The following is a 17,335-nucleotide window of genomic DNA, read 5'->3' on the forward strand; positions in this document are numbered from 1 at the left end:
TTGTTCGGATCCTGCTCGAACTGCACCAGCTGGTTGTCGACCGTATCCAGGCTCTCGCTGCTCTCCGTCAGGAACTCGCGCAACAGATCGTCCATCGGAAAAAGCTCCCTCAAAGTGCTGCGGAACGGTCGCCTCGCACCGATAACTTGGCCGACTTCACGGCGACGTTAATTTTGCCGTCCGTGCAAATACGGACGATGAAGCTCTTCAAGGACGACGCATCACGGCCCCGTCTCACAAGGACAGGCCCTTACCACCCGGACGGGAAAGAGGCCGTTCCACCGGTTATCGCAATTTGAACCAAATGAGATCGAGAGGCCGTTAAGCCCGTTGAAACATTCGCGGCGATGACGTCCGCCTGCATCAGAACCGATCGCCCATTGGTTGAAGCCGGCGGGATGGTTGTTCACGCATAAGCAAAGGCGGCGGAGTTTCCTCCGCCGCCTCGCTATTCGTTGTCTGTCGCGGCTACGCTTAGCGGAGCAGCTGCAGAACGCTCTGCTGCGACTGGTTGGCCAGCGCCAGCGCGGACACCGCGATCGACTGGCGGGTCGACAGCGCCTGGCTGTTGGCCGCTTCCTCGTTGGTATCGGCCAGCGTCAGGTTGGACGAGCCGGTCTGCAGCACGTTGATCAGGTTCTTCGAGAAGTCCTGGCGGATCTGCACGATCGACAGGTTCGAACCGAGGGTCGAAGCCTGGGTGCGCAGCAGGCCGCTCGCGCTGTTGAGCGTCTTCAGCGTGGCGTTGGCCGAAGCGTTGTCGATGAAGTCCGTGCCAGCGGTCAGCTTGGTGAGGTTGAGACCGGAGGCATCGAAAGTCACGCCCTGGATCTTCAGCGTCGAGGTGCCCGTCTCGTTGAAGGTCAGCTTGAGCTGATCGCCATTGAGCAGGTTGATGCCGTTGTAGGAAGCGTCCTGGGCCGTCGTGGTGATCTGATCCAGGATGTTGTTGTACTGGCTGACCAGGTTGGAACGGTTCGCCAGTGCCGTCGGATCCTGCACCGGCGCACCTCCCGTCAGGCCGTTGAACAGCTTGCCGGCGCCGGCAGCCGTGCCGCCGACCGCGCCGATGGTCGCCGAAGCGGCATCGTTGGTGGTGCTGATGGTGAGTGCGCCGCTCGCGCTGAGCGAGGCCTGCAGGTTGTTGGCCGACAGTGCGTTGTTCAGGTCGTTGAGCGACTTCACCTGGCCTGCACTGGTGCCGAAGGTGATGCTGGTGGCAGTGCCGTTGCCGGTCGCGCCAATGGTCAGCGTGAGGCCGCTCAGCGGGCTGCCGGCGGCGGCGCCGCTGGCGGTCGCGGTAGCAGCCGCGAAGCCGAGTTGGGTCGCATCGCCGGAGCTGAAGGTGTCGACGGTGACGCTATCCGAGGCGCCCGCGGTGTTGGTGCTGGTCAGAACCAGATCTCCGCCGCCGTTGAGCGTGGCGTTGACCTTGGCACTGGTGCCGACCTGGGTGTTGATTGCGCTCGTGATCTGGGCCGCCGTGTAGGACGAGCCCTTCGTCAGAGTGACCGTCTGGCTGTTGACCTTGAAGGTCAGGTCAGCTGCGGCAGCCGTCAAGTCGATCGTGGGGAGCGCAGACGTGCCGGTGACGACGGCGTTGGTCGCAGCGGCATTGCCGAGGATGTTGTCGGTCGTCGCGCCGGGGATCGCGGCGGTCGAGAACGACGACTTCGCGGAATAGCCGACCGCGGCCTGCAGGGCCTGGTTGGCGACCGACTTGGCGCTGTCGACGAGCTTCTGCAGCGAGGTGATGCCGGTGTTGGCAGCCTGCAGCACCTGCACGCCGTTGCCGATGCCGTCCAGCAGGTTGTTGATGTCGCTGGCGCGGTTGTCGAGCGACTGCGCCGTGAAGAAGTTGGTCGGATTGTCGAGAGCGGTGTTGACCTTCTTGCCGGTGGACAAGCGGTTCTGCGTGGTGGCGAGCAGGTCGGCCGTCGACTGCAGCGAAAGCAGATTTTGACGGACCGATGCCGAAAGAACGATGCCGGACATACTGATACCCTTCTGGATGAACACGATTGACGCGACGCCGTAACTTTCACACGGCGACCCCCGCCACACTGGTCTGTCCGCGCTACCCGTTGGTTAAAGGGCTGCTCCGTACAAATACCCAGAACGGCTCTGTCGGTAATTCTACGGCCGCCGGTGCAGACGCGCGGCCGAGCGGCGCGTGTCCGCCGCCGCATCAAAGTCGCGGCGGCGAATTTGTCCTCGCATTTGCGGAACTTGCCCCATGCTGACGCTGCCGATCGTGGGCCTCGAAAAGCCGGAATGACCATCACGACGACGAACGGTTAGGTGCGCATTAGAGTTAATGGAAATCAATAAATGCGCGACAATGCCGCAACCGTATCGCCCGCGATGCTTGCCGCTCGAATCGACCCCGATCGCGCGCGGGCTGATGTGATGCCGACCGTCTGCCCCCTAGAGGGTATAAGGTTCGCACTACAACCCTTGTGCAATTGGACAGGCAAGCTATGTTCGCTGTCCACACGCCAAGAGTAGGTGATGCGAGACCGTAGTGCTCCCGCCCTCGGCAGGAGCTCCAATGTCCGCGGTATCGCGTCCGCCCAATCGTCTGTTGCAAGCACTTCCCTCCACGGAATACGCGCAACTTCATCCCGTTATTGAAACCGTCGACCTGACCAAGGAAACGGTGCTCGCCGATGCCGGCGTGCCGGTGCAGCGGGTCTATTTCCCGCACAGCGGCGTGGTCTCGATGATGGTCAGTCTGTCAGACGGGCAATCTGTCGAGATTGCAACCATCGGTCGCGACGGCATTGTGGGCGCGTCCGCCGCCCTGCATGAGCGACCGCTGCTTGCCGACGCGATCGTCGTGGTTCCGGGCACGGCTTCGACCGTGCGGGCGGAGGATTTCCGCGAAGCAGCAAATCGCAGCGCAGATTTCCGGACCCTGGTTGCACTCTATGAGCAGGCGCTGATGGCGCAGACGCAACAATCCGTTGCCTGCAACGTTTCCCATCCGGTGGAGGCACGGCTGTCAAGATGGTTGCTGCGCGCCCGCGACCTGTGCGGCAGCGAGGCATTGCCGCTGACGCAGGAGATGCTGGCACAGATGATCGGCGTCCGGCGCAACGCGGTCTCGATCGTCGCGCATGGGTTTCAGCAGGCCGGCATCCTGCGTTACAGCCGCGGTCATATCGAAATCACCGATATCGACGGTCTGCGGAAGGCGGCGTGTGAATGCTATGCGACGGTCAAGGCGCACGCCGAACAATTGATCGGGCCGGAAGATTGACCGGCGTGCCGCGCTCGTCCAACTGACCGGCCAGACAATGCAAACGATGATGCGGCGATAAGTCTATTCCTATTGGAACCAAGACGTGTTTCCATTTGGAACCCGGACATGCCAGAATAAGTTGCAAGGACGTCCAGCTGCACGCGTCAGCCCTGATGCCCAGAGACAAGCTTTGCCGGCAGGCAGGAGGTTGCTTTGGATACGGTTCCGCGATCACCCAACGGATTCCTGTCTTCGCTCTCGGCGAGTGATTTCGAATTGATCCGGCCGCATCTGCGGACGGTCGACCTCGCCGCCGATTCTGTGCTGATCGAGACCGACGAGATGCTCAACCGGACATACATGCCGCACAAGGGCGTGATTTCGCTGGTGGTCAAGCTCGCAAGAGGCGAGCGCGTGCAGGTCGCGATGGTTGGCCGCGACAGCATCTTCGGCGCGTTCGCCCCGCTCGTCGAAGGCCCCGTCCTGAACAACGCCATGGTGCTGGTGCCCGGCGTCGCCTCGACGGTCGAACTCGAGCCGTTGCGCGCGGCGGCCGGCCAGAGCCCGACACTTCGCGCGAGACTGATCCGGCACGGGCTCGCCGTCTATGCCCAAATCCAGCAGACGGCCGGCTGCAACGCCGCGCACACCGTGGAGTCGCGGCTGGCGCGGTGCCTGCTGCACACGCGCGATCTCTCCGGCAGCAACAAGATCGTCCTGACGCAGGAGGCGATGGCGCAGATGATCGGCGCACGCCGCAACAGCGTGTCGCTGGTCGCGCACACCTTGCAACAGGCCAATTTCATCCATTACAGCCGCGGGCACATCGAGATCACCAACGGCGATGGACTGATCAAGACCGCGTGCGAATGCTACGCTGCGGTCAAGGCGCAGTATGCGGGGCTATTGAGTTGCCAGGAAGTCGGCGGCTGACGGTCTGCTCGATCTTCTTGGACTATGATCTCGCCGGAAAGCCGGCCTCCACTGTTCCGGATCATGCTCCAAGCCGTACTTCTACGGCGTGCGATTTTCACCGTCGGATAACGCTGCATCCCCCACAATCGCGTCGACGCACGGGGGAGCCGATGTTCACGTACCAGACGACTGATCGGAAGGAAGCCCGGCGCTTTCGCATGGCCCAGTTCAACGGCCGGCCTGCCACGGTCCGGTCGGCCGGCACGACAGTCACGGGACGCGTGCGCGCGATCGTCGAAAGCAGGTCAGGCGCGGCGGCGGCGTGGGTAGTCACGATCGTTCCGGATGAACCGAAGGTGGCCGCCCCGGCCGCGCGGCTCGCGCCGCGCCTGTGCTTCGCCACGGAAGACGATATCTGAGAGCTGGATTCTAACGAACCGGGTTCACCGCTCAAGCGGAATGCAGCAAGGCCTTGCGGACGAGATCGGCGGTGTTGCGCGCACCAAGCTTGCGCATGGCCTCGGCGCGATGACTCTCGAATGTGCGCGGGCTGATGTTCATCCGTAGCGCGCCCTGCTTGTTGGAATAGCCGTCGCTGATCAGGCTGAGCACTTCACGTTCACGCTTGGTCAACGGTTTGCGGCCGGCTTCCGGCGCGAACATGATTTCAGGCGATCGGGAGCCCGCCGCCTTGTCGTTGCCCGGCGGCTTGAGATCGGTGGCCGGCACGGCATTCGGATAGAGATCGGAAATCTGCTTGAGCATCGCGGACACCCGCTCGGTCTGCTCGAGCGCGTTCTCGATCACCTGCCGCAGATAAACCCCGTTGCCGGGGGCGTGCGCGAACTGCTGACTGTGCTGTTTGAGCTCGTTCATGTAGAGCAGCAGCGCGGTCACCGGCCCATTGAACTGGCGGACGATCGCGGCGCCGGCATCCGCGGTCACCTGCGGTCGCGGCGCAGCGGCTCCCTGAAGCTCAAGCGGCTGCGTCTCGAGCGTCGCGGTTCCACCCATCCATGTCGGAAGGCGCGCCTCGGCTCGATTGTCATGTTGCGTCATAAGTATGGTTTACCAAAGGTGAACTTGTGGCCGCGTTAACACGGGACCCCGTAAAACTACGGGTGACGCAACTGTGACCTCAGGCCCCGACCTGCCAAGCAGGCACAGATGGCCGCTGATTTGGCAACGAATCTCGCATATTTGAATCGAATTACAGTATTCTTACGGGACGGGCGAGATTGCTTCATCCCGATGGTTCCGCAGGTAGAAATCTACCGAGCATTGCTCTCCTGGGCGCAGCCCGTCGTCCTGATTTTCAGGTCGAAAATGGCACGGATTCGCGCCGCGCCTTGGCCATCAACGGCGCCGGAGGCGAAGGAACTTCTGCAGGAACCGCCCCGAAAAAACGAACCTGAACCACCAATACGCCATTCGCCGGGTCGTCATCGATCATCGCTCTGGGCATCGGGATGGCCATCGGCATACCGCGCGCTGGTGCCCACACCTATGAGCCGGTTCACATCGGCCGAGAGCATCGAGCGGACATCGGTCAGGCGAACGTCAATTTACAGCCCCGGCACGCGCCGCGATGATCGCCACCTCCCGACCAACAACAAAAGGGCGCGACAATGAAGCGAGGGCGGAATGGATATTGGCTGACGATCGCGGCGCTCGCCGCAACGCTGCTGTTCGGCGCCGGCGCGCAGGCTCAGACCGCGCCGACCAGCGATGCAACGCCGACACCGGACAACGCGGTCATGATCACGATCTTCTTCAAGCATGATCAGTCGCGCCCGCTCAGCGAGCTGAACGCGCAGCTTGAGCGGCAGGGCTTCTACAAGGCGTTTCCGCCCGAAGGCGTCGAGGTCGTCAGCTGGTACGTGATGATGGGGGTCGGCCAGGTGGTGACCCTGCGGCTGCCGGCATCGCGGCTGCGCGAGGTCAACCGTGTCATCGAGAACAGTGCCTGGGGTGCCTATCGCACCGAGTTCTACCCGACTTACGACTACAAGGCGGTCGGGATCGGCAATCACGAAAAGGCAAAGCAGTAGCCGATCGCGTCGAGAGGTAGAGCTGGAGTTGCGGCCGCGCGCTGGACTTGCCGGTTCTGGTGAGAACCGGCTCGCGACTGGACCCGATCGACCGCCTAGGCGTGCGCCCGCGAGCGCTGGCTCAGCCGCTTTGCCAATATCCGCAAATCCTCGGCGCGCCCGCTGCAAAGCAGGCGGCTGAATTCGTCGGGATCGATGGAGGCAGGCGGAAAATCGGCTGGGTTGCGCGCGGCGCGGCGTAGCCAGGTCAATCGGAAGAGACGCTTGAGCATCTTCATGGTTGTTAGCCCCGATGAGCGTCTTTGTTAAATCGCGGCAATGAAATTTGGTTCCGCTCCTTGTGGTCGCCCGGCGCAAAAATTGGTTCAATGCCGTTACGCGAGCAGCGCCTTGCGCTTTCGCACCCGTGCAATGGACCGCTGCACCGCAGCTTGATCGAGCGCTCCGTCCTGCACCGCACCCGCGATCGCCGCGGCGATGCCGGCCATCTCCCGCTCCTGACCGAACATATTGTTGCCGATACAGATCATATCCATGCCGGCGGCGATCGCCTGCAGACTGGCAGCGCAGGTGCCGAGCGCCTTCTGCAGGCCCTGCATCTGCATGTCGTCGGTAATCAGCAGCGTCTCGGGCAGGCAACGGCGAAGCCGGCCAATCCCGGCCGATGACAGTGTCATCGGATGCTGTGCGTCCCACTTCCCGACGATGGCGTGGCTGACCAGCACCGCATCGCCATGGATGTGCGGAGCCAGTGTGTAGAACAGGTCTTCCTGCTCCGGCCGCAGCGCATCGGAGATGTCCATGAACTCCAGATGTGAATCGACGCGCGCGCCGCCGATGCCCGGATAGTGCTTCAGGCAAAGACCCACGCCCGCCTGCCGCGCCGCGGCATCGACCAGGCGGGCATTGGCCTCGACCTCACCGATATCGGACGAGTAAGACCGCTTGATCCTGCCGATATTGGGATTGTCGGAATTGTAGTCGACGTCGATGACGGGCGCGGCATTGTAGCGGATGCCGAGCCGGCGCAACTCGCCGTAGCTTGCGGCCAGGATCGTCCGCTTTTCCGCTGTTGCGAGCAGATTGAAATCCTTCGCGCTCGGCAGCGGCTGAAAACCGCTGGTCTCCTTGAGCCGGCGCACCAGACCACCCTCTTGGTCGATGAAGACCAGGGGCTGTGATGGCAGCGCCGCGATCTCGGCGCAGAGCAACTGCACCTGCGCGGGCGAAGCGATGTTGTTGTCGTATTGCCGGGTCTGGCAGGAGTAATCGAACAGGATCACCCCGCCGAGCCCGAATTGCGCGGCAAACTCCGTCAGCCAGGGCGGAATGACTTTGCCGTAGAAGCCAAGGATGAACAGTTCGCCGACGGACATGGTTGCTCACCTATCGGATACGCATGGAATCGGTCCGTACCCAACGGATAGCACGCTGCGGCGGCGGTAAGAATATGACGCAAGCCGCGGCTCGACCGCGTTCCCCGTGCTCGCATCACTATGTTAAGACACGCCGGCACGCCCCTATCGCGCATGCCACAACACAAGAAACTTCGGAAACCGCCCATGACAGCACCTTACGTCCCGCAAATGGCCCTTTACCGCGAATGGCTGAACGAGACCCGCGGCCTTGAGTTTGCGGATTTCGAGGCGATGCGGCGCTGGTCGGTCAGCGATATCGACGCGTTCTGGCAGAGCGTCTGGGATTATTTTGACCTGCGCTCGCCGACGCCGCATTCGGCGGTGCTGGCCGAGCGCAAGATGCCGGGCGCGGTGTGGTTTCCCGGCGCTTCGGTGAACTATGCGCGCCAGGTCTTCCGTCATGTCGCGCCGGCGCATGCCGCCGGCCTGCCGGCCCTGATCTCGAGCGGCGAGGACGGCAAACTTTCGGAGACGAGCTGGCCGGAGCTGCAGCGCAAATCGGCGGCGCTTGCGCTGCATCTGAGGGCCAACGGCGTCCGCGCCGGTGATCGTGTCGCGGCCTATCTGCCGAACATCCCGGAGACGATCATCGCGTTTCTGGCGACCGCGAGCTTGGGTGCGATCTGGAGCGTCTGCGCGCCCGACATGGCGGCACCCGCAGTGATCGACCGCTTCAGGCAGATCGAGCCAAAGGTATTGATCGCCTGCGACGCCGTGACCTATGCCGGCCGCCGCCATGACCGGCAGGCCGTGATCGAGGAGCTGCGGCGCGCGCTGCCGACCGTGCAGCATGTCATCCTGCACAGCGATACCGCGCCGTCCGAAACGCAGCTGTCATCCATCCTCGCGGGCCGGAGCTTGGAGATCGACGCCTTCGAGCCGGAATGGCTACCGTTCGATCACCCGCTCTGGATCGTCTATTCCTCGGGCACGACGGGATTGCCGAAGCCGATCCTGCACAGCCATGGCGGCGTGATCGTCGTGGCGCTGCCGCTCTCGACGCTGCACAACGACATCGGCTGCAGCTATCAGCCGAACTCGTTCGGCGAACGCTTTCACTGGTACTCTTCGACCGGCTGGATCATGTGGAATTGCCAGGCCAATGGCCTGCTCAACGGCACGACCTGCTGCCTCTTCGACGGCAGTCCCGGCGGCAGCAAGGACAAGCCGGACTGGACCACGCTGTGGCGCTTCGTCGCCGATGCAAAGGCAACCTTCTTCGGCGCGGGCGCGGCGTTCTTCGCCAACTGCACCAAGGCGGAGATCGATCTCGCTGCCGTCGGCGATCTGACAGCGCTGCGCACGCTCGGCTCGACCGGCTCGCCGCTCAGCGCCGATACGCAAGCCTGGTTCAATGAGCGCTTCGCCGCACTTTCGAAACGCAACGGCAACGCCGCGCAGGCCGACGTGTGGTGGGCGAATATTTCCGGCGGCACCGATTTCGCCGGCGCCTTCATCGGCGGCAATCGCGAACTGCCGCAGACGCCGGGCATCATGCAATGCCGCCTGCTCGGCTGCGCGGTGGAAGCGTTCGACGAGCAGGGCCGTGCCGTGATTGACGAGGTCGGTGAGCTCGTCTGCACCGAGCCGCTGCCCTCGATGCCGCTGCGCTTCTGGAACGATCCCGGCAATGCGCGCTACCTGGCCAGCTATTTCGAGACCTACCCCGACAATTTCGACGGGTCCGGCCGCGGCCCGGTGTGGCGGCATGGCGACTGGCTCAAGATCAATCCCGACGGCTCCTGCGTGATCTACGGCCGCAGCGACGCCACCATCAACCGCCATGGCTTGCGGATGGGCACCAGCGAGCTTTATTCAGCGATCGAGGCGCTGCCCGAGGTGCTGGATTCGATGGTCGTGGACCTCGAATATCTCGGCCGCGACAGCTACATGCCGCTGTTCGTGGTGTTGCGCGAGGGCATCGCCCTCGATGCCGAGATGAAGGCGAAGATCAACAAGGCGGTCGAGGCCGGGCTGTCGCGCCGCTTCCTGCCCAACGACATCTTCGTGGTGACGGAAATTCCGCGCACGCTGTCCGGCAAGAAGCAGGAGCTGCCGGTCAAGAAGCTGTTGCTCGGCCATGCGATCGAAAAGGTCATCAACCGCGATGCGATGGCCAATCCCGCGTGCCTCGACTGGTATCTCGACTTTGCAAGGAGCTATCTGAGCAAGCAGGGCGGCGCGGCGTAAGCGATCGCGCTGTCTGTCATCGCGGCCTGCTGCGCCATGGCGGCGGCGAGAGGCCGGCGCGCAGGTGCTCCACGAAAGCCTGCGTGCGTCTGGCCCGGCCGCCGCGGCCCGGATTGAGCAGCGCAACGATGTCGGCCGGCGGCAGGCGGAAGTTCGGCAGGACACGCACAAGTCGGCCACAGGCGAGATCCCCGGCGACATCCCACTCCGACCTCACGATCAGGCCGTGATCCGCCAGCGCCCAGGCCTTCACGACCTCACCGTCATTGCTCGACAGTATTGGCTCGATCCTGATGACATCAGGCGCCGACGCCGCGCGCCTGCGGGAGAACCGCCAGAGCGTCACGTGCTCCTCGTTCTCCCGCAGTGCGATGCAATCATGACCGCGCAGATCCTGCGGGCTTACCGGCGTTCCGCGGCGCTTCAGATAGGCCGGCGAGGCGCATAGATAGCGCTCGTTCGGAGCAAGCCGCAGCAGGCGAAGCGTGGAATCAGTCAAGGCGCCGATGTGAATCAAGACGTCCCAGGCGCCCGCGGCGGCACGCCCCGGCCGATCGGATAGCTCGAGCTCGACGGACACGTCGGGGTGTCGGGATCGGAAGGCCGCAACGACCGGGGCGATGTGGTGACGTCCGAAGCCGAGCGGCGCGAGAACCTTCAGATGGCCCGAGATGGTTCCGCGACGCGCCTGCAGCGCTTCCGTGAGCTCCGTTGCATCGTCGAGCAATGCGCCGCCGCGCACCACCAGAAGCTCGCCCTCGTCGGTCAGCGTCAGCCGCCGGGCGGAACGGCTGATCAGTTGAACACCCAACCGCTGCTCGAGGCTCTGCAGCCGCTGCGAGACCGCTGATGGCGTCACGTCGAGCGCCCGCGCCGCGGCCGCAAGCGACCGGGCCGTGGCGATTGCCGCAAAGAAGCGGATGTCGTCGGTCGAAATCATTAAGTCCAGACTTAATCTAAGAATGACATTCGGTAAATTGCACTTAGCATGGAAACGGCTAGTCTCGCCGCATGTCATCAGCCCCCGTTTTGAACGCACCGCATCCGCTTGCCGATCTCGACACGCCCTGCCTCGTCCTCGACGAAGACCGGATGCTGCACAACATCGCGCGCCTGAAGACGAGGCTGGCGCCGCTTGGCGTGCCGCTGCGCCCGCATCTGAAGACCGCGAAATCAATTCCGGCGGCGCGAGCCGTGATGGATGGTCCGGCCGGCCCGGCCGCGGTCTCGACCCTGCAGGAGGCGGAGGTCTTTGCCGCGGCAGGCGTGAAAGACATCCTCTATGCCGTCGGCATCGCGCCGCAAAAGCTCGATCGCGTCGCCGCGCTGCGGCGGCAGGGCGTGAACTTGTCCGTGGTGCTCGACAGCCTGGAGCAGGCGGCCGCCGTCACCACGATGGCGCGCATGACGAACGACCGTATTCCCGTGCTGATCGAGATCGATTGCGATGGCCATCGCGCCGGCGTCGGCGCGGGCGACCCGCAGCTCGTCGAGATCGGTCGCGCGATCCATGCCGGTGGCGCCGAATTGCGCGGCGTCATGGCCCATGCCGGAGAATCCTATTCCTGCCGCAGTGTGGCGGCGCTCGAGCAGGCGGCCGAGCAGGAGCGCACCGCCGCGGTCGCTTGCGCCGAGGTGTTGCGCTCGGCCGGACTGCCGTGCCCCGTGGTCAGCGTTGGCTCGACGCCGACAGCCCATTTTGCGCGACGCCTCGATGGCGTCACCGAGGTGCGCGCCGGCGTTTTCGTGATGTTCGATCTGGTCATGGCCGGGATCGGGGTCTGCGCGGTCGAGGACATTGCGCTGTCGGTGCTCGCGACGGTGATCGGCCATCGCGCCGATCGCGGCTGGACCTTCATCGACGCAGGCTGGATGGCGCTGTCGCGCGATCGCGGCACCGCGAAGCAGCCGATCGATCAGGGCTACGGCATCGTCTGCGACATCGATGGACGGCCCTATCCCGACCTGATCGTGACTGAAACCAATCAGGAGCACGGCATCATCGCCTGCCGTCCCGGCAGCACCGCGCCGCAGGCTACGCTGCCGGTTGGCGCAAGGGTGCGGATACTGCCGAACCACGCCTGTGCGACCGGAGCCCAGCACGACCGCTACCATGTCGTCGCTGCCCGCTCCGACACCGTCAGGCAATGGGAGCGGTTTTGCGGATGGTAGGAGACGAAGCACAGTCCATGACGCGAGCCTATGACGCCGTTATGTTCGACCTGCTGACCGCGCTGCTCGACAGCTGGACGCTCTGGAACAAGGTCGCGGGCTCCGATGAAGCCGGATACCGCTGGCGGGCCGAATACCTCAGGAACACCTATGCCACCGGACGCTACCGTCCCTATGAGGATCTGGTGGGCGAGGCCGCACGCAATGTGGGACTGCCGTTCGAACGGGCTGCGGAGCTTGGCGCACGCTACGCGGAGCTCGATCCCTGGCCCGAGGTCCACGGTGTTCTGCGAACGCTGCACGACGCCGGCGTCGTGCTCGGCATCGTGACGAACTGCTCGGAGCAGCTCGGCCGCATCGCGGCCGACCGCATTGGCGTTCCTCTCGCCGTCCTGGTCACGGCCGAGCGGGCCGGCTATTACAAGCCGCAGCCGCAACCCTATCAGCTCGCGCTCGACGAGCTGCCAGTGCCCGCCAATCGATGCCTGTTCGTCGCGGGATCGGCCTATGATCTGTTCGGCACAGCACGTGTGCGCTTGCCGACTTGGTGGCATAATCGGGCCGCAATGAACCTGCCGGAAGGGGCGCCCGCCCCAATCATGGTTCGTGACAACCTTGCGACCTTGCCGGCCTTCGTGCTTGGTCGCAACTTGTCCGGCCGGCGCGCCCCCTGAGGATCGAACTGAGATGCCTTCACCGAGCTACATCGACCCGCTCAACGGAAATCTTTATCCGCTGGATGTCCCGCGCTGGTGCTCCGACGAGGGCAAGCCGCTGCTCGTAACACCGCTACCCGGCATCTCCCGCGACGACATCGATCGCGGGACGCGGTCGCTGTGGCGCTATCGCGCGGCGCTGCCGGTCGAGATCAGACAGCCGATCACGATGGGCGAAGGCTGCACGCCTGCGGTCGAGAAGGCGTGGGATGATCTGCGGCCGCATTTCAAGCTCGAATGGTTCAACCCGACCGCAAGCTTCAAGGATCGCGGCACCACGGTGATGCTGTCGTTGCTGCGCCAGCTCGGCGTCGACGCGGTGCTGGAAGACAGCTCCGGCAATGGCGGCGCGTCCGTCTCGGCCTATGGCGCGGCGGGCGGCATGCGGGTCAGGATCCTCGCGCCGGCCACGACGTCGCCGATGAAGGTGGCACAGATGCACGCCTTCGGCGCCGAGGTGCAGCTGGTCGAAGGTCCGCGCGAGGAATCCGAGGCGGAAGCGATCCGCCAATCGAAGCAGATCTTCTATTCCAGCCACAACTGGCAGCCGTTCTTCCTTCAAGGCACCAAGTCGCTGGCCTACGAGATCTGGGAAGATTTTGGCTTCACCGCGCCCGACAACGTCATCATGCCGGTCGGTGCCGGCAGCAGCCTGCTCGGCTGTTACATCGGCTTCACGGAGTTGCTGGAGGCAGGACAGATCATGCGTCTGCCGCGCCTGTTCGCGGCACAACCGCTCAACTGCTCGCCGGTCGACGCCAGCTTTGCCGCCGGCCTCGACACGCCAGTCGATCGCGAGGTTCGCAAGACCATCGCCGAGGGCACCGCGATCAAGCATCCGCTGCGGCTGAAACAGATGATCGCGGCGCTGAGGGAGAGCGGCGGCGGCACGGTCGCAATTCCCGAAGAAGGCATCGTCGCCGCATTGCAACGGCTGGCGCGCACCGGCCTGTTCGTCGAGCCGACCTCGGCCTCCGCCGCCGCCGCACTCGACGTCCTGAAGGCGCGCGGCGCGATCCGGCCGGCGGAGCGCACCGTCGTCATCATCAGCGGCACCGGGATCAAGGCGGCCTCGCTGATCACGGAACTGCTCGGCAACTAGTCAGCCCGCGGCCGCTGCGCGCACCGGCGTGGCGTGCGCCCGTCCGATATTGTCGAGAAACTGCCGCACACTTTCCTGCCAGGTGAATGTCAAGGCGTGGGCACGGCATTTCTCGCCCGGCACACGCAGCGCGCCGAGCGCCGCGCGCCGCAGATCGTGATCGAGACAACCGCAGCCCGACTTGCCGATCACGTCGAGCGGTCCCATCACCGGAAAGGCCGCAACCGGCAGGCCGCTGGCCAGCGCCTCGAGGATCACCATCCCGAACGTGTCGGTCAGACTTGGAAACACCATGACGTCGGCTGACGCATAGACATCGGCGAGCGCCCGGCCGGTCCGCGTGCCGAGAAAATGCGCTTGCGGAAATCGCGCCTGCAAACTGCCGCGCAGCGGCCCGTCCCCGACCACGATTTTCGAGCCGGGCAGGTCGAGACCGAGAAAGGCTTCAAGGTTCTTCTCGACCGCGACGCGGCCGACATAGAGGAACACCGGCGCCGGGAACGCGAGCGGCCGCGCCGCGCGGGGGCAAAACAGCTCGGCATCGACGCCGCGCGACCACGGCATCAACTTGCGGAAGCCATGCGCTTGCAGCGCCCGCTCGAGCGACGGCGAGCCGACCATGATGCCGTCGCCACCATTGTGGAAGCGGCGTAACGCCGCATAGCTCCACCTCAGCGGCACCGGCAGCCGGGCGGCGAGATATTCTGGAAAGCGGGTGTGATAGCTAGTCGTGAACGGAAAGCCGTGTGTCCGGCAGACATGCCGGCTGATCCAGCCGATCGGGCCTTCGGTCGCGATGTGCACCGAGTCCGGGCGCGACGCCGCGATCGCGCGCGCGATACGCCCGACCGACGGCAGTGCGAGCCGAATCTCCGGGTAGCCGGGCAACGGCACGGTGCAGAAATCGGCCGGCGTCAGAAAAGTGATTTCGGCGCCGAGCGACGGCGCTTCACTGGCAAGGTATTCGAGCGAGCGGACCACACCATTGATCTGCGGCCGCCAGGCGTCGGTTGCCACCAGCACGCGCATCAGGCGGCCGCCTGCGTGAGCGGCGCGAGGTCTGCCCTATCCAACGCGCCCTGCGCATCCGTCCATCGGACGATTTCGAACTGCCCGTCGTAGCGCTCGACCACGCCCGTGCACGACTCCACCCAATCCCCGGTGTTGATGTAGCGGACGCCGAAATCGTCATGCAGTGCCGCGTGGTGGATGTGACCGCAGATCACGCCTTGAACGTTGCTGCGCCTGGCCTCCGACGACAGCACCTCCTCGAACCGGCCGATGTGGTTGACCGCATTCTTGACCCGCAATTTTGCCCAGGACGAGAACGACCAATAGCCGAACCCAAATCGGCGCCTGATCCAGTTGAGCCAGACGTTGCAGGCCAGCGCGGCCCGATAGCCGACATCGCCGATCAGTGCGAGCCAGCGCGCATGCCGCACCACGAGATCAAAATGATCGCCGTGAACGACGAGGTAATCGCGACCGTCGAGGCCACGATGGATCGCCCGTTCGACAATCTCGACGCCGCCGAATGCCGCACCGGCATAGTCGCGTAGAAACTCGTCGTGATTGCCGGGAATGTAGACCAGGCGCCGGCCCCGTTGCGCAAGCTCGATCAGCTCCCGCACAACCGCATTGTGCGCCCTGGGCCAGTACCAGCTCGACCGCAGATACCAGCCATCGACGATGTCGCCGACCAGGAACACGGTTTCGGCATCATGGTGACGAAGGAAGTCGATCAATCGCTCGGCCTGGCATCCTCGGGTTCCGAGATGGACGTCGGAGATGAAGAGGCTCCTGACCTTGGCGACATCCCGCGGTGCGACCCGCTTCCCATCCGTGCGATCGCCAGCCCCATGCATCGCAGGTTGGGTGTCAATTTTGCCGCCGTCCGGCCGAAACGCCGCCGCGATGGCCTCGGCCAATCCCGCGAGAACTTTCGTGACATCCCGGCTGGCGCATCGCCTGAAGATCGAGCGATGCCAATAAATGCCTGCAATAAGGACCAGCAGCGCGAACTCTGCCGCGCGATATCGCCCGCCGGAAGCAGCGTGACCGAACTGATAGCTCGCGGCCAGGACCAGCAGTGTCGCGGCAGCACGCTCGATCGCATCCGGACCGGGCCACAGGCGGGACAACAGGGCTCTCATATGCCTTCCTCCACCGGCAAGCGTGCGGCTAGTGCGCGCGGCTTCCCAAGAGGGCGCGGCGCGCGCGAGCGTTTGTAGAAACGAAATCCCAGCAAGAGCGCGACCTCTACGGCGATCAGGACGACCACCACCCAGAAGCCGAGGCTGACCGGATCATGGCCGCTGCCGCGCAGGGCATAGCCGAGAGTGAGGAACGGCATGTTCCAAATCACGGTGCCGATCGCCGTCGCCATCACGAAGGCACGCGGCTCCAGCCGCAGCACACCGGCGGGGAGGGCCAGATAGATCCGCACCGTGGGCAGGGTCTGGCCAATCAGCGTCACCCAGAAATGATTGCCACGATAGGCGTCGGTGAGCTGTTGGTAGAGCGAAGGCCGCAGTAACACGAACCTGCCGAAGCGCGTCACCAGCCCCTCGACGCGCCGCGAGCCGAGCGCGCGGCCTAGCCCGTACCAGCCGATGGCGCCGACAACCGACCCCGCGCTGGTCGCAAGGATGGTCATCGCGAGCGTCGCGCCGTCGGAGACCGTCAGACCGAGCAGCATCAGCAGCACATAGGAGGGCAGCAGCGGAATGAACTTCTCCGCAATGGCGAGGCAGCCAACTCCGACCAGGCCGAAGTGCAGAAACATTGCGATCGTGCTCGACGTATCCATGGCGGCCTCGATCAAGCGTGAGGGTGGCGGCGGCTGATCCGGTACACGGAAGCCGGCGGCAGGTTGCGGAACGTCTGCCCAATGCAGCTCGCCTGCAGACCGAGGCGATCGAGGATCGCGTCCGCGACCGGACAGCGCGGACCATAGGTGATCTGGTAGAACGCCCCGTCGGCGCGGAGATAGCCAAAGGCGCCGTGGAGAATGGTCGTGACTTTCTCCGGCGGCATCATGAGAAGCCCGAGGCCGCTCACGACCGCACCGACCGGCGCCCCGTCGAACAGCCTCTCCCTCCGTAGCCAGGCGGCATCCATCCAGAGCACCCGCGCGCCGGGGAAGCGCCGCTGCAGCAGCGGGATGAACTCGGAGCCGTACTCCACCAACGTCAGATCCCGCTGCCTCACGCCGCGCTTCAGCAATGCGCGGGTGAAGACGCCGGTGCCGGGGCCAAGCTCGAGCACCAGCCCAGTGTCCGCCGTGATCTCCTGCGCCATGAGCGACGAGACAGCGAGCCCGGACGGCGCGACCGCTGCAACCTGCAGCGGATTACGCACCCAGGCGCGGAAGAACGGCAGGATGTCAGCGGCTGACATGCTGGAGCTCCCGCACGGTGAGCGCACAGCCGGTCTGGCGCCACGGATTCGATAACAAGGCCATCGCGTGTCTTTCGCATTGCGGGTGCCCTCCATCGTGTGTGGTAGGCTCCCGCCGGTTGAACAGT

Annotated in this window: 18 protein-coding genes; 8 read left to right on the plus strand and 10 right to left on the minus strand. The window is 64.6% G+C overall.

Annotation, left to right across the window (positions count from 1 at the left end):
• Positions 1-474: 474 nt before the first annotated feature.
• Positions 475-1,995 (minus strand): flagellin, encoded by a 1,521-nt coding sequence (locus tag ABIB78_RS27025; protein ID WP_429029772.1) that lies wholly within the window; start codon positions 1,993-1,995, stop codon positions 475-477.
• A gap of 556 nt (positions 1,996-2,551) precedes the next feature.
• Between ABIB78_RS27025 and ABIB78_RS27030 the strand changes: the two genes are divergently transcribed.
• The 3 genes from ABIB78_RS27030 (at position 2,552) to ABIB78_RS27040 (ending at position 4,578) form a co-directional block, all read left to right on the plus strand.
• Positions 2,552-3,262 carry a Crp/Fnr family transcriptional regulator gene (locus ABIB78_RS27030; RefSeq protein ID WP_429029775.1) on the plus strand — a complete coding sequence of 237 codons (711 nt, stop codon included), beginning with the start codon at positions 2,552-2,554 and terminating at the stop codon, positions 3,260-3,262.
• Positions 3,263-3,457: 195 nt separating this feature from the next.
• Positions 3,458-4,177 (plus strand): Crp/Fnr family transcriptional regulator, encoded by a 720-nt coding sequence (locus ABIB78_RS27035; protein ID WP_429029778.1) that lies wholly within the window; start codon positions 3,458-3,460, stop codon positions 4,175-4,177.
• Between the two features lie 152 nt (positions 4,178-4,329).
• Positions 4,330-4,578 carry a hypothetical protein gene (locus ABIB78_RS27040; RefSeq protein WP_429029780.1) on the plus strand — a complete coding sequence of 83 codons (249 nt, stop codon included), beginning with the start codon at positions 4,330-4,332 and terminating at the stop codon, positions 4,576-4,578.
• Positions 4,579-4,609: 31 nt separating this feature from the next.
• On the opposite strand, the gene ABIB78_RS27045 is transcribed toward ABIB78_RS27040, so the two are convergent.
• On the minus strand, positions 4,610-5,173 hold the full coding sequence (locus tag ABIB78_RS27045; RefSeq protein ID WP_429029783.1) for a helix-turn-helix domain-containing protein: 564 nt from the start codon (positions 5,171-5,173) through the stop codon (positions 4,610-4,612).
• 301 nt (positions 5,174-5,474) lie between these two features.
• Positions 5,475-5,612, minus strand: a complete 138-nt coding sequence (locus ABIB78_RS27050) for a hypothetical protein (protein ID WP_429029785.1) — start codon at positions 5,610-5,612, stop codon at positions 5,475-5,477.
• Between the two features lie 175 nt (positions 5,613-5,787).
• Here ABIB78_RS27050 and ABIB78_RS27055 point away from each other — a divergent pair, with 175 nt between their 5' ends.
• Positions 5,788-6,210: a hypothetical protein gene (locus ABIB78_RS27055; RefSeq protein ID WP_429029788.1), complete on the plus strand. Its 423-nt coding sequence runs from the start codon at positions 5,788-5,790 to the stop codon at positions 6,208-6,210.
• Positions 6,211-6,305: 95 nt separating this feature from the next.
• Here the strand turns inward: ABIB78_RS27055 and ABIB78_RS27060 are convergent, their stop codons facing one another.
• Both ABIB78_RS27060 and ABIB78_RS27065 read right to left on the minus strand, forming a co-directional pair.
• Entirely contained in the window at positions 6,306-6,488 is a 183-nt protein-coding gene (locus tag ABIB78_RS27060) for a hypothetical protein (RefSeq protein WP_429029791.1), read from the minus strand.
• Positions 6,489-6,584: 96 nt separating this feature from the next.
• A complete protein-coding gene (locus ABIB78_RS27065; RefSeq protein ID WP_429029793.1) occupies positions 6,585-7,586 on the minus strand; it encodes a glycoside hydrolase family 3 N-terminal domain-containing protein in 1,002 nt (333 codons plus the stop codon).
• A gap of 153 nt (positions 7,587-7,739) precedes the next feature.
• Between ABIB78_RS27065 and ABIB78_RS27070 the strand changes: the two genes are divergently transcribed.
• Positions 7,740-9,818: an acetoacetate--CoA ligase gene (locus ABIB78_RS27070; RefSeq protein WP_429029795.1), complete on the plus strand. Its 2,079-nt coding sequence runs from the start codon at positions 7,740-7,742 to the stop codon at positions 9,816-9,818.
• Positions 9,819-9,834: 16 nt separating this feature from the next.
• Here ABIB78_RS27070 and ABIB78_RS27075 read toward each other — a convergent pair whose 3' ends face one another.
• Positions 9,835-10,758 (minus strand): LysR substrate-binding domain-containing protein, encoded by a 924-nt coding sequence (locus ABIB78_RS27075; RefSeq protein ID WP_429029797.1) that lies wholly within the window; start codon positions 10,756-10,758, stop codon positions 9,835-9,837.
• Between the two features lie 71 nt (positions 10,759-10,829).
• Between ABIB78_RS27075 and ABIB78_RS27080 the strand changes: the two genes are divergently transcribed.
• From ABIB78_RS27080 to ABIB78_RS27090, 3 genes are read left to right on the plus strand one after another with little or no spacing between them, the layout of a single operon-like run.
• A complete protein-coding gene (locus ABIB78_RS27080) occupies positions 10,830-11,990 on the plus strand; it encodes a DSD1 family PLP-dependent enzyme (protein ID WP_429029799.1) in 1,161 nt (386 codons plus the stop codon).
• A gap of 41 nt (positions 11,991-12,031) precedes the next feature.
• The gene (locus ABIB78_RS27085; protein ID WP_429029802.1) at positions 12,032-12,664 is read left to right on the plus strand and encodes an HAD-IA family hydrolase; all 633 of its coding nucleotides are present in this window, start codon (positions 12,032-12,034) and stop codon (positions 12,662-12,664) included.
• Between the two features lie 13 nt (positions 12,665-12,677).
• The gene (locus ABIB78_RS27090) at positions 12,678-13,808 is read left to right on the plus strand and encodes a threonine synthase (protein WP_429029805.1); all 1,131 of its coding nucleotides are present in this window, start codon (positions 12,678-12,680) and stop codon (positions 13,806-13,808) included.
• On the opposite strand, the gene ABIB78_RS27095 is transcribed toward ABIB78_RS27090, so the two are convergent.
• The 4 genes from ABIB78_RS27095 to ABIB78_RS27110 all read right to left on the minus strand — a co-directional run bounded on the left by ABIB78_RS27095 (position 13,809) and on the right by ABIB78_RS27110 (position 17,207).
• A complete protein-coding gene (locus tag ABIB78_RS27095) occupies positions 13,809-14,837 on the minus strand; it encodes a glycosyltransferase family 4 protein (protein ID WP_429029808.1) in 1,029 nt (342 codons plus the stop codon).
• Positions 14,837-15,673 carry a UDP-2,3-diacylglucosamine diphosphatase gene (locus ABIB78_RS27100; RefSeq protein ID WP_429030062.1) on the minus strand — a complete coding sequence of 279 codons (837 nt, stop codon included), beginning with the start codon at positions 15,671-15,673 and terminating at the stop codon, positions 14,837-14,839. The genes ABIB78_RS27095 and ABIB78_RS27100 overlap by 1 nt, the downstream gene beginning before the upstream one ends.
• Before the next feature lie 284 nt (positions 15,674-15,957).
• Entirely contained in the window at positions 15,958-16,632 is a 675-nt protein-coding gene (locus ABIB78_RS27105; RefSeq protein WP_429029810.1) for a DedA family protein, read from the minus strand.
• Positions 16,629-17,207, minus strand: a complete 579-nt coding sequence (locus ABIB78_RS27110; protein ID WP_429029813.1) for a class I SAM-dependent methyltransferase — start codon at positions 17,205-17,207, stop codon at positions 16,629-16,631. Before ABIB78_RS27110 ends, ABIB78_RS27105 begins: the two co-directional genes overlap by 4 nt.
• Positions 17,208-17,335: the final 128 nt, after the last annotated feature.

Origin of the sequence: Bradyrhizobium sp. I1.14.4 (genome assembly GCF_050435825.1) — a bacterium.
GTDB lineage: Bacteria > Pseudomonadota > Alphaproteobacteria > Rhizobiales > Xanthobacteraceae > Bradyrhizobium.